Source organism: Streptomyces sp. NPDC058307, assembly GCF_042880295.1.
Classification (GTDB): domain Bacteria; phylum Actinomycetota; class Actinomycetes; order Streptomycetales; family Streptomycetaceae; genus Streptomyces.
The window spans coordinates 26239-37375 of the sequence record NZ_JBHVYZ010000049.1 but is presented as its reverse complement, the minus strand read 5'-3'; the positions used below and the strand labels follow the sequence as shown (position 1 = coordinate 37375).

General features: G+C 70.6%; 9 protein-coding genes. 6 read left to right on the top strand and 3 right to left on the bottom strand.

The genetic code is table 11. The features are described from left to right. On the top strand, nucleotides 1-559 hold a 559-nt coding region (locus tag ACFVYN_RS29510), incomplete at its 5' end, for a LysR substrate-binding domain-containing protein (RefSeq protein WP_390003765.1). 63 nt (nucleotides 560-622) lie between these two features. Here ACFVYN_RS29510 and ACFVYN_RS29505 read toward each other — a convergent pair. Continuing rightward, the gene (locus tag ACFVYN_RS29505) at nucleotides 623-949 is read right to left on the bottom strand and encodes a WhiB family transcriptional regulator (RefSeq protein WP_390003763.1); all 327 of its coding nucleotides are present in this window, start codon (nucleotides 947-949) and stop codon (nucleotides 623-625) included. 381 nt (nucleotides 950-1330) lie between these two features. Here ACFVYN_RS29505 and ACFVYN_RS29500 point away from each other — a divergent pair, with 381 nt between their 5' ends. The 4 genes from ACFVYN_RS29500 to ACFVYN_RS29485 all read left to right on the top strand — a co-directional run bounded on the left by ACFVYN_RS29500 (nucleotide 1331) and on the right by ACFVYN_RS29485 (nucleotide 5745). After that, complete coding sequence (locus ACFVYN_RS29500; protein WP_003948568.1) at nucleotides 1331-1942, top strand: response regulator transcription factor; 612 nt, start codon at nucleotides 1331-1333, stop codon at nucleotides 1940-1942. A 310-nt stretch (nucleotides 1943-2252) separates the two neighbouring features. Further along, nucleotides 2253-2840 carry a sigma-70 family RNA polymerase sigma factor gene (locus tag ACFVYN_RS29495; protein ID WP_007384137.1) on the top strand — a complete coding sequence of 196 codons (588 nt, stop codon included), beginning with the start codon at nucleotides 2253-2255 and terminating at the stop codon, nucleotides 2838-2840. Between the two features lie 159 nt (nucleotides 2841-2999). Further along, entirely contained in the window at nucleotides 3000-4502 is a 1503-nt protein-coding gene (gene guaB / locus ACFVYN_RS29490; RefSeq protein WP_390003761.1) for an IMP dehydrogenase, read from the top strand. A 118-nt stretch (nucleotides 4503-4620) separates the two neighbouring features. Continuing rightward, nucleotides 4621-5745, top strand: coding sequence for a GuaB3 family IMP dehydrogenase-related protein (locus tag ACFVYN_RS29485; RefSeq protein WP_390003759.1), 1125 nt, complete (start codon nucleotides 4621-4623; stop codon nucleotides 5743-5745). Nucleotides 5746-6397: 652 nt separating this feature from the next. Here the strand turns inward: ACFVYN_RS29485 and ACFVYN_RS29480 are convergent. Continuing rightward, nucleotides 6398-7603: a nucleotide sugar dehydrogenase gene (locus ACFVYN_RS29480; protein WP_390003758.1), complete on the bottom strand. Its 1206-nt coding sequence runs from the start codon at nucleotides 7601-7603 to the stop codon at nucleotides 6398-6400. 310 nt (nucleotides 7604-7913) lie between these two features. On the opposite strand from ACFVYN_RS29480, the gene ACFVYN_RS29475 reads away from it, so the two are divergent. Beyond that, the gene (locus tag ACFVYN_RS29475; protein ID WP_390003755.1) at nucleotides 7914-9620 is read left to right on the top strand and encodes a glycerol-3-phosphate dehydrogenase/oxidase; all 1707 of its coding nucleotides are present in this window, start codon (nucleotides 7914-7916) and stop codon (nucleotides 9618-9620) included. Between the two features lie 79 nt (nucleotides 9621-9699). Here the strand turns inward: ACFVYN_RS29475 and ACFVYN_RS29470 are convergent, their stop codons facing one another. Beyond that, nucleotides 9700-10773, bottom strand: coding sequence for a serine hydrolase domain-containing protein (locus ACFVYN_RS29470; RefSeq protein ID WP_390003753.1), 1074 nt, complete (start codon nucleotides 10771-10773; stop codon nucleotides 9700-9702). Nucleotides 10774-11137 lie beyond the last annotated feature (364 nt).

Below are 11137 nucleotides of genomic sequence, written 5' to 3'. Positions count from 1 at the left end.
CCTGCGCGCCGCCCACCTTGGCACCCGGGTCTCCCTGGAAGAGGCCGAACCCCCGCAGTCGGTCGCCCTGCTGAGGGAGGGCGACTGCGACATCGCGCTCGCCTTCCGGTACGAGGGGGCCGCGGGCGGCGACGAGTGGGACGACCTCGTCGTACGGCCCCTGCTGACCGACCGGCTCGTCGCCCTGGTACCGGAGCGGCACCGGCTGGCGCGCGCGGAGTCCGTGGCCATCGGGGAGCTCGCCGGGGAGTCGTGGATCGCCGGATGCCCGCGCTGCCGGGGCCAGTTGGTCGAGGTGTGCGAGAGCGCCGGCTTCACGCCCCGCATCGACTTCGCGACCGACGACTACCCGGCGGTCGTCGGGCTGGTGGGCGCCGGGCTCGGCGTCGCCGTCCTGCCCCAGCTCGCCGTCGAGTCGGTACGGACCCGGGGTGCGCGCACGGTGACGCTGGAACCGACGGTCCGGCGGGAGATCGTCGCGCTCACCCTGCCCGACCTGGCACAGGTGCCGGCGGTGGCGGCGACCCTGGAGCAGCTGGCCCGCGCGGCCGACCGATAGGCGCTCCGCCGCACAGAAGGAAGAGGGCACGCGCGGGCGTGCCCTTCATGGAGAAACGTTCCTTCAATTGTTCGATGCGCCGCTCCCGGCGGATGAAGCCGACACCAGCCGGTGCCGAGCCCGCCCCATGAGCTCCTCGCGCTCGTCCTCGGTCAGCCCGCCCCACACGCCGTACGGCTCTCGCACCGCCAGCGCGTGCGCCGCACATTGCGCGCGCACCGGGCATCTCATGCAGACCTCCTTGGCCGAGTTCTCGCGAGCACTCCGGGCCGCACCGCGCTCGCCCTCCGGATGGAAGAAGAGCGAGCTGTCCACTCCGCGACAAGCGGCCAGGAGCTGCCAGTCCCACAGATCCGCGTTCGGTCCGGGAAGGCGGGAGAAATCTGCCATTGCGTGACCCCTTGTAGCCGTTCTGGGCGGATACGGTGTCCACGACCGTACATCTACGATCTAAGGAGATGAAAATATGACTCATTGCGAATCTAGCCTCAGACACCGGGAAATGGGAAGAAAAGGGTCCGAATGGGGCATGGGTTGTGATGAAACGTTGTGGGTCCGTCGTGCATGTCTGCACCGTGTCCGCGCCCTCACGTAGAGTGCCGAAGACAGTGCGCAGCCCCGTAACTCTTTCGGGTGACCGTCGTTGAGAGTGCGGAGGCGGTTGAAACAAGAAGTGCTCGGGCAGGCGTCCGAGACGGTCGACCGCACAGGTGACGATTTCGTACCAGCCTGGAGGCTCAAGGTGACGTGCATCAGCTGCGGAGGACGGCCATGACATCCGTCCTCGTCTGCGACGACTCCCCGCTTGCCCGAGAGGCGCTCCGCCGCGCGGTCGCGACCGTGCCCGGCGTCGAGCGCGTGACGACCGCGGCCAACGGCGAGGAAGTCCTCCGCCGCTGGGGCGCGGACCGTTCGGACCTGATTCTGATGGACGTACGCATGCCCGGTCTGGGCGGCGTCGAGACCGTACGGCGGCTGCTGTCCGCGGACCCCGGTGCGCGCATCATCATGCTCACGGTCGCGGAGGACCTCGACGGGGTCGCTCTCGCGGTCGCCGCCGGTGCGCGGGGCTACCTCCACAAGGACGCCTCGCGCGCGGAGTTGCGCGCCACGGTGACGCAGGCGCTCGCCGACCCGACCTGGCGGCTCGCCCCGCGCCGGCTGCGCTCGGCGGAGATGGGCGCGGCGCCCACGCTCACCGCGCGTGAGATCCAGGTCCTCGAAGGAATGAGCCACGGCCGGTCCAACGCGGAGATCGGGCGGGAGCTGTTCCTGTCCGAGGACACCGTCAAGACACACGCGCGGCGGCTGTTCAAGAAGCTCGGTGCCTCGGACCGGGCGCATGCGGTCGCGCTCGGCTTCCGCTGGGGCCTGGTGCGCTGAGCATTCCGTCGCGTGAGGTCGTAGCAAGGCCGCGGGTTGTCCGTGGCCGGTCGCGCCCGCGCGGCGGAGCCGCACATCGATGCAGCCCCGCGCCCCTGACGGGGCGCGGTCGAGCGGCCCCTGCGACACGCCGCTGCTTGTTTCGTGGCGGATGCCGCATCCTTGAGATGTGGAGTCTCTCGGGGACGATTCGGTCGAGCGGAAGGGGAGGGCGCAGGGTATGGCTTCCGGCGCACCTGCTCATAACGCTTCGGTGCACAACAACCAGCGCGATGTCACGGATCCAACGACGCCAGGGCACCATGGACCGATGCGTGACGACGAGGCGGCTCATCCCCATGGGGCGATCGGTGCGCTCGTCCACAGTGCCGTGGAAGGGGACGAGCAGGCCACGCACGACCTGCTCGCCCATGTCCACCCGCTGGCCCTGCGCTACTGCCGCACCCGGCTGTCCCGCCTCCCGGGGGACGCCCGGCACTTCGTGGAGGACCTCGCGCAGGAGGTCTGCGTAGCCGTTCTCCTCGCCCTGCCGCGGTACCGCGACACCGGGCGCCCCTTCGAGGCGTTCGTCTTCGCCATCGCCGCGCACAAGGTCGCCGACCTGCAGCGCGCGGCCATGCGCCACCCCGGTTCGACGGCGGTGCCGTCCGACGAGATGCCGGAGCGGCCGGACGACTCGCTCGGCCCCGAGGAGCGGGCGCTGCTCAGCAGCGACGCCGAATGGGCCAAGAAACTGCTGGCCAACCTTCCCGAGAACCAGCGCGAACTGCTGCTGCTGCGCATCGCCGTGGGGTTGACGGCGGAGGAGACGGGTCAGATGTTGGGAATGTCACCCGGTGCGGTCCGTGTGGCGCAGCACCGGGCGCTGAGCAGACTGCGGGCGCTGGCCGAGCAGTAGGGCGCCCTCCTGAACAGGCGGCACGCCCGTTCCGTACGAACATACGAAGCCCGGAGCGGGACCAGGAACTGTGGATCCGCGGAATCCGTGGAATTTGCCATCCTTGCTTCCCGTTAGCATGGACATCCGCACCGATCAAGGCCATTTGGGGAAGGTGTCATGACTGCGAACGTCGACGGAGTGCCCGGTAAATTCGCCACACTAGGGCTGACCTACGACGACGTGCTGCTGCTGCCGGGAGCGTCCGAGGTGCTCCCCAACGCGGTCGACACCTCGTCCCGCATCTCCCGCAACGTCCGGGTCAACATCCCGCTGCTCTCGGCCGCCATGGACAAGGTGACCGAGTCCCGTATGGCCATCGCGATGGCCCGCCTCGGCGGCGTCGGCGTGCTGCACCGCAACCTCTCCGTGGAGGACCAGGTCAACCAGGTCGACCTGGTGAAGCGGTCCGAGTCCGGCATGGTCACCGACCCGATCACCGTGCACCCGGAGGCGACCCTCGCCGAGGCCGACGCGCTGTGCGCCAAGTTCCGCATCAGCGGTGTCCCGGTCACCGACCCGGCCGGCAAGCTCCTCGGCATCGTCACCAACCGCGACATGGCCTTCGAGTCGGACCGCAGCCGTCAGGTGCGCGAGGTCATGACGCCGATGCCGCTGGTCACCGGCCAGGTCGGCATCTCCGGCAGCGAGGCCATGGAGCTGCTGCGCCGCCACAAGATCGAGAAGCTTCCCCTGGTCGACGCGGCGGGCGTCCTCAAGGGCCTGATCACCGTCAAGGACTTCGTCAAGGCGGAGAAGTACCCCCACTCCGCCAAGGACGCCGAGGGCCGGCTCCTCGTCGGTGCCGCCGTCGGCGCCAGCCCCGAGGCCCTGGAGCGCGCCCAGGCGCTCGCCGAGGCCGGGGTGGACTTCCTGGTCGTCGACACCTCGCACGGCCACAACAGCAACGCCCTCAGCTGGATGTCGAAGATCAAGTCCAGCGTCGGCGTCGACGTGATCGGCGGCAACGTCGCCACCCGTGACGGCGCCCAGGCGCTGATCGACGCCGGTGTCGACGGCATCAAGGTCGGTGTCGGACCCGGCTCCATCTGCACCACCCGCGTGGTCGCCGGCATCGGCGTTCCGCAGGTCACCGCCATCTACGAGGCCTCGCTCGCCGCCCGTCCCGCGGGCATCCCGCTGATCGGCGACGGCGGCCTGCAGTACTCCGGCGACATCGGCAAGGCGCTCGCCGCCGGCGCCGACACCGTGATGCTGGGCTCGCTCCTGGCGGGCTGCGAGGAGTCCCCCGGCGAGCTGCAGTTCATCAACGGCAAGCAGTTCAAGTCGTACCGCGGCATGGGCTCGCTCGGCGCCATGCAGTCCCGCGGCCAGGGCAAGTCCTACTCCAAGGACCGCTACTTCCAGGCCGAGGTCTCCGCCGACGACAAGCTCGTGCCCGAGGGCATCGAGGGCCAGGTGCCCTACCGCGGCCCGCTCTCCAGCGTCCTGCACCAGCTCGTCGGCGGGCTGCGCCAGACCATGGGCTATGTGGGCGCGGCCACCATCGACGAGATGGAGTCCAAGGGCCGCTTCGTGCGGATCACCTCGGCGGGCCTGAAGGAGTCGCACCCGCACGACATCCAGATGACGGTCGAGGCACCGAACTACAGCCGTAAGTGAGCCTTCGCTGAGGTCCACGCGCGCGTGAGGGCGGTCCCGGAGCATCCGGGGCCGCCCTCGCCGTACCTGTCGGGGATACTGGAAGGCGCTGCAACGCATCAGGGAAAGGCCACACATCGTGACTGAGATCGAGATCGGGCGCGGCAAGCGCGGCCGCCGGGCGTACGCCTTCGACGACATCGCCGTCGTCCCGAGCCGTCGTACGCGCGACCCGAAGGAGGTCTCGATCGCCTGGCAGATCGACGCCTACCGCTTCGAGCTGCCGTTCCTGGCCGCCCCCATGGACTCGGTCGTCTCCCCGGCCACCGCGATCCGCATCGGTGAGCTCGGCGGCCTGGGCGTGCTGAACCTCGAAGGCCTGTGGACGCGGTACGAGGACCCGCAGCCGCTGCTCGACGAGATCGCCGGGCTGGACGTGGACGCCGCGACCCGCCGCCTCCAGGAGATCTACGCGGCTCCTATCAAGGAGGAGCTGATCGGGCAGCGCATCAAGGAGGTGCGCGACTCGGGCGTGATCACGGCGGCCGCGCTCTCCCCGCAGCGCACGGCGCAGTTCTCCAAGGCCGTCGTGGACGCGGGCGTGGACATCTTCGTCATCCGCGGCACGACCGTCTCGGCGGAGCACGTCTCCGGCTCGCACGAGCCGCTGAACCTGAAGCAGTTCATCTACGAGCTCGACGTCCCGGTGATCGTCGGCGGCTGCGCCACCTACACTGCGGCCCTCCACCTGATGCGCACCGGCGCGGCGGGCGTGCTGGTCGGCTTCGGCGGCGGCGCGGCGCACACCACGAGGAACGTGCTGGGCATCCAGGTCCCGATGGCCACGGCGGTCGCGGACGTGGCCGCCGCTCGCCGGGACTACATGGACGAGTCCGGCGGCCGGTATGTGCACGTGATCGCCGACGGTGGCGTCGGCTGGTCCGGCGACCTCCCCAAGGCGATCGCCTGCGGCGCGGACGCCGTGATGATGGGCTCTCCGCTGGCCCGTGCCACGGACGCGCCGGGCCGCGGCCACCACTGGGGCATGGAGGCCGTCAACGAGGAACTGCCGCGCGGCAAGAAGGTCGACCTCGGCACCGTCGGCACCATCGAGGAGATCCTGGCGGGCCCCTCGCACATCCCGGACGGCTCGATGAACTTCTTCGGCGCGCTGCGGCGGGCGATGGCCACGACCGGGTACAGCGAGCTGAAGGAGTTCCAGCGGGTCGAGGTCACGGTGGCCGACTCGCAGCACAAGCGGTAGGTCTTACGGCGGGAAAAGGGGGCCGGTCGCCTGGTGGTGACCGGCCCCCTTTCGTGTGCCCTGGGGCTTTGCGAGGCGGGCGGCGCGTGGGGTGGTGCGGGGGCGCGCGGTTGCGTTCGGGGTGGAAACGGGCTGGTCAGCCTGGCCGAGGGCGATAACGTCCGTGTCGGCGCCCCAGGTTCCTGGAGCGCCCCCTTCCAAGGATTTGGTTCCGGACCCCGCTCCTCGGGGCCCGGCCCGATTTCCGACGGACCGCCTACCGGGTCAATGGGCGGTGTCGTGGAAGGGGGCGTCCATGGGACGTCACCGCAAGCCCACTCGCTGGGACCGACTCCGTCTGCGGATGGTGAAGTGCCGGAGGAGGTGGATCTTGCGGATTTTCGGATGGTGAGCGGCCGCCCCCATGGCAACTAGGGGCGGACACTCCGTGAACCATCAGGAGCCTGCCGCAGTGGCCACTGCGGTGGGCTCCACCTTGTTGGTGGGCCGATGCGCGGCCGCCCCCACGAGAACTAGGGGCGGACACTCCGTGAACCATCCACGAGTCTGCCGCAGTACCCCCTGCGGCCGACCCCACCTGTCTCCGTAAGGTACCCGCGCCGCGTCCCGCATGCCACCGGCTCCGGCCGCAGGTCCACCCGTGCGCCCCCCTTCACAACCGATGCGCCGCCCCCGTAGGCGTGGCCCCCCGTGTGTCCAGCAGCAGCTGGGCCTTCACCGACAGGCCTTGCAGGTCGTACGTCCGGTGCTGCTGGAGCAGGATCGTGAGGTCCGCGTCGGCCGCCGCCTCGTAGAGGGAGTCCGCGCGCGGGACGGGGCGGTCCAGGACGCTCCAGGACGGGATGTGGGGGTCGTGGTAGCTGACGGCGGCGCCGAGTTCCATCAGGCGTACGGCGACCTCCTGGGCGGGGGTGCCCTGCTGGTCGGCGAGGTCGGGCTTGTAGGTGACGCCGAGGAGGAGGACACGGGCCCCGCGCGCGGACTTGCCGTGCTCGTTGAGGAGGGCCGCGGCGCGCTGGACGACGTAACGGGGCATCTGGTCGTTGACCTGCCGGGCGAGTTCGACCATGCGCAGGGAGCGGCCGGCGCTGGTGAGGTCGCGGGGGATCGCGTGACCGCCGACGCCGGGGCCGGGACGGAACGCCTGGAAGCCGAAGGGTTTCGTTTCCGCGCAGCGGATGACGTCCCACAGGTCGACGCCCAGGTCGTGGCAGAGGACGGCCATCTCGTTGACGAGGGCGATGTTGACGTGGCGGTAGTTGGTCTCCAGGAGCTGGACCGTCTCCGCCTCGCGCGGGCCACGCGCGCGTACCACCTTGTCCGTGAGGCGCGAGTAGAAGGCGGCGGCCGACTCCGTGCACGCGGGCGTGAGACCGCCGATCACCTTGGGGGTGGTGGCGGGCGTGAAGTCGCGGTTGCCGGGGTCGACCCGGGTGGGGGAGTACGCGAGGTGGAAGTCGCGGCCCGCGCGCAGGCCCGAGCCCTTTTCGAGGAGCGGGCGCAGGAATTCCTCGGTGGTGCCCGGGGGTACGGGGGACTCCAGGATGACGGTGGTGTGCGGGCGCAGGTGTGTGCTCAGCGTGCGGGCCGCCGCCTCCACCTGGCTCAGGTCCGGGCCGCCGTCCGGGCCCGGCGGGGTCGGGGCGCAGATGACCGCCGTGCGCACCCGGCCGAGTTCGGCGGGGCCCGCTGCCGTCCGGAAGCCCCCCGAGAGCATCCGGCGCAGTTCCGCGGGGCTGAGGGAGCCGGCCTCGGGGCCGGTGCGGTAGCCGAGGGTGGAGATACCGGCGGCGACAGCGGCCTGGGCCAGGGGCAGTCCGTAGGGACCTAGTCCGATCACGGCGAGATCTGCGGGCATGGCGTGGGCCGTCCTTCCCAGTAACCGAAGCGGGACAGGTGCGCAAGCCCTGTGGACTGGACGAGCGAGCGCAATGTCAGACTAGGAGTAAATATGACCGAAATACGGGATTGGTTCCGTGTGTCTTTCTGTGGGGTTGTGGGCTTGGGCCTACGCGGTCGTGAAAGTTATCCACAGGCTGAGGGTGACTGGTGGCTGAAGTCGGGCAAGGCGGTCAGGATTGGGCATGAGGGATACGGACGGGGCCACTCCTCACGGAAGACCGGCCCTGGACGGTGACCGGCGCGATCTACAGCTGGAGGCAGCAGTGGTGAGGACAGCGACACTGGGGCCGGCGCAGCGCGCCGAGTCACTCGCAGCAATGGCCGAGCGCGAACTGGACATCCTGGTGGTGGGAGCCGGCGTGGTCGGTGCGGGTACCGCGCTCGACGCGGTGACCCGGGGCCTGTCCGTGGGCCTGGTCGAGGCGCGTGACTGGGCCTCGGGCACCTCCAGCCGCTCCAGCAAGCTCATCCACGGCGGCCTGCGCTATCTGGAGATGCTCGACTTCGCCCTCGTCCGCGAGGCGTTGAAGGAGCGCGGACTCCTCCTCGAGCGGCTCGCCCCACATCTGGTGAAGCCCGTGGCCTTCCTGTACCCCTTGCAGCACAAGGGCTGGGAGCGCCTGTACGCCGGCTCCGGCGTCGCGCTCTACGACGCCATGTCGATGGCCCGGGGACACGGCCGGGGCCTGCCCACGCACCGGCACCTGAGCCGCCGTCACGCCCTGCGCGTCGCGCCCGCCTTGAAGAAGGACGCCCTAGTCGGCGCGCTGCAGTACTACGACGCGCAGATGGACGACGCCCGCTTCGTGGCCACCCTCGTGCGCACCGCGACCGCCTACGGTGCCAAGACCGCCAACCGCGCGCGGGTGACCGGGTTCCTGCGCGAGGGCGAACGGGTGGTCGGGGCCCGGGTCGAGGACGTCGAGGCGGGCGGGGAGTACGAGATCCGCGCCAAGCAGGTGGTCAACGCGACCGGGGTGTGGACCGACGACACCCAGGCGCTGGTCGGCGAGCGGGGACAGTTCCACGTCCGCGCCTCCAAGGGCATCCACCTCGTCGTGCCCAAGGACCGCATCCACTCCACGACCGGACTGATCCTGCGCACCGAGAAGTCCGTGCTGTTCGTCATCCCCTGGGGCAGGCACTGGATCATCGGCACCACCGACACCGACTGGGACCTCGACAAGGCCCACCCGGCCGCCTCCAGCGCGGACATCGACTACCTGCTGGAACACGTGAACTCGGTGCTCGCGGTACCGCTGACCCGGGACGACGTACAAGGCGTGTACGCGGGACTCAGGCCCCTGCTCGCCGGTGAGTCGGACGCCACCAGCAAGCTGTCGCGCGAGCACACCGTGGCGCATCCGGCGCCGGGACTCGTCGTCGTGGCGGGCGGCAAGTACACGACCTACCGGGTGATGGCCAAGGACGCCGTCGACGAGGCGGTGCACGGGCTCGACACCCGGGTCGCCGAATGCGTCACGGAGGACGTACCGCTGCTGGGCGCCGAGGGCTACCGGGCGCTGTGGAACGCGCGGGCGCGGATCGCGGCGCGCACCGGGCTCCACGTCGCCCGGATCGAGCATCTGCTGAATCGGTACGGCAGTCTTGCGGAGGAGGTCCTCGATCTCATCGCCTCGGACGCCACGCTGGGCGAGCCGATGCAGGCCGCGGACGACTATCTGCGCGCCGAGATCGTCTACGCCGCCTCGCACGAGGGCGCGCGACACCTGGACGACGTGCTGACCCGGCGCACCCGTATCTCCATCGAGACCTTCGACCGGGGTGTGCGCTCCGCCCGCGAGGCCGCCGAGCTGATGGCGCCGGTGCTGGGCTGGGACAAGGACCAGATCGAGCGCGAGGTCGAGCACTACGAGAAGCGGGTGGAGGCGGAGCGGGAGTCGCAGCGGCAGCCGGACGACCTGACGGCGGACGCGGCGCGGCTGGGGGCGCCGGACATCGTGCCGTTGTAGAGCACGGGAGGAGGCCTCTCCGCCGACATCACTCGAACGAGTGTCGTGGGACGGGATCTTCGTTCGGAACCCGGTCGTTCTACGAGGTGCGGGGGCAGAACTCGGCGGCGAGCAGGGCCGGTTCGAGGTCGGGATCTGCGATCGACGTCGTGTTCACGCGGAAGGTGAGGACGCGACGGCCGCCGACCGTGGCTGCGGTGCGCACGTAGCTGCCGGCGATGCGGCCGTTGTGCCCCCACACCGTGGTGCCGCACGGCAGTTTCACCGGGAACAGGCCCATGCCGTACAGGCCGTGTGCGGTGCGGGTGTCCGTCATCTCGTGCAGCCAGTACGGGGACAGCAGCCGGCCGCCGAGCAGCGCCGCGTAGAAGCGGTCCAGGTCGGCGAGGGTGCTCACCAGCTCGCCCGCGGCTCCGGCCACCCGAGGGTCGAGCGCGGTGACGTCGGATCCGTCGGCGGTGTAGGCGCGGCCGTGCGGGGAGGGCAGCGAGGTGCGCGAACCAGGGAAGGAGGTGCCCGTCAGGCGCAGCGGGGCGATGATCCGCCGCTCGGCCTCGGCGGCGTAGGAGTCGCCGGTGACCTGTTGGATCACCATGCCGAGCACGACGTAGTTGGTGTTCGAGTAGGAGTAGCGGCCGGGGTCGGCCGGAGGGTGGGTGAGCGCGATACGGACGGCTTGGACAGCAGTGAGCGGGACCAGGCCCCGGGTGTCCGTGGTGAAGTCGTTCAGGCCGCTGGTGTGGGTGAGCAGGGCGCGCAGGGTCAGCGCGCGACCGTCGTTGCCTGCTCCGTGCACCAGGCCGGGCAGGTGCTGCTCCACCGTGTCGGACAGTTTCAGCCGGTGTTCCGCGGCCAGTTGGAGGACGACCGTCGCGATGAATGTCTTGGTGATGCTGCCGGCGCGGAAGTGGTCGGCGCGGGCGATCCCTTCTCCCGCCTCGGCGTAACGGGTCCCGCCGCCGCTCTCTTCCATCGCCAGAAGCGCCGCGGCGGGAGCGCCGCCCTGCGCGACCAGCAAGGGGAGCAGCGCATCTGTGGGCTGGGCGACGGGGGCCGAGGGGGCCGAGGGGGCCGGGGAGGCTGCGGGAGTCAGGGCGAGCAGCATCAGGGACACCGGGACGGCCAGTAGTGCCCGTGCACGAAGTGGCAGCATCGCGGATCCTCCCTTGTCGGGGCCATCATGCAGGGTTGCGGGGGGTGCGGGTTCGGTGGGGGCGGGCGTTTTTGCGCAGTTCCCCGCGCCCCTGGGTGCCTGCGGCGGCCCGTTGCGGTCCGGTGGGGGCGTGTGTAGCGCCAGCGGTTTCGTCGTGGGTCGGTGCCGGGGTGGGGGGTGTCCGTCCTCGGTCCGGCGGTTCGGCCTCTTGAGCAGGGCCCTGCAACGGACGCCGGCCGCTGCGGGCGGACCCCCCCCACCCCGTCCCCTCGCCGCCGTACGCGGGTGCGCGAGTCCCACCCAGGGGCGCGGGGAACTGCGCGGCCAGCCACGATGCACCCGCACCCGCCTCACAACCTGACCC

What these genes read in the sequence shown, in the direction of transcription:
- ACFVYN_RS29500 (WP_003948568.1), top strand. Translation starts at nt 1,331, where the DNA reads ATGACATCCGTCCTCGTCTGCGACGACTCCCCGCTTGCCCGAGAGGCG.
- ACFVYN_RS29495 (WP_007384137.1), top strand. Translation starts at nt 2,253, where the DNA reads ATGCGTGACGACGAGGCGGCTCATCCCCATGGGGCGATCGGTGCGCTC.
- guaB (WP_390003761.1), top strand. Translation starts at nt 3,000, where the DNA reads ATGACTGCGAACGTCGACGGAGTGCCCGGTAAATTCGCCACACTAGGG.
- ACFVYN_RS29505 (WP_390003763.1), bottom strand. Translation starts at nt 949, where the DNA reads ATGGCAGATTTCTCCCGCCTTCCCGGACCGAACGCGGATCTGTGGGAC.
- ACFVYN_RS29470 (WP_390003753.1), bottom strand. Translation starts at nt 10,773, where the DNA reads ATGCTGCCACTTCGTGCACGGGCACTACTGGCCGTCCCGGTGTCCCTG.
- ACFVYN_RS29480 (WP_390003758.1), bottom strand. Translation starts at nt 7,603, where the DNA reads ATGCCCGCAGATCTCGCCGTGATCGGACTAGGTCCCTACGGACTGCCC.